General features: G+C 46.5%; 1 protein-coding gene. It reads right to left on the reverse strand.

Annotated elements, in window-relative coordinates; translation table 11 throughout:
* Nucleotides 1-525 (reverse strand): tandem-95 repeat protein (locus AC2YJL_RS27650; protein ID WP_487375098.1); only part of this gene is annotated, 525 nt, incomplete at both ends.

Below are 525 nucleotides of genomic sequence, written 5' to 3' on the forward strand. Positions count from 1 at the left end.
ACCACTCCGTTTGTTGGCGGATCTTGTAAGCTATACGTCAACACTTCTCCATCTGGATCAAACGCTGTAATTTGACTCGATACTGCCGTGTCTTCATTGGTAACCAGCGTTACCACCACCGGACCTACTGGTGGATCATTTACTGGCAGAATCGTAATTGTAATCGTTGAAACGGCCGTTCCTCCTTGGCCGTCGCTTACTACGATACTAAAGCTATCTACCCCGTTGTAATTTTCGTTTGGTGTATACGTGTAGGTTCCGTCTGGATTGACTACCACTGTTCCATTTGCTGGACCTGTCAGTAACCCGTACGTTAGTGGATTGCCGTCCACATCTGTTGCCACCACTTGGCTACTTAAACTCGTATCTTCATTGATCACAAACTCATAGTTCGGCACCACTGGTGCATCGTTCACTGGCGTGACAGTCACAAATACATTTGTCACTATAAATGCGCCCGACGGGTCGCTTATTAGCATCGTAAATGTATCCAGACCATTATAATTGCCATTCGGCGTATAGGTG

The organism is Priestia sp. SRI_019 (assembly GCF_057586255.1).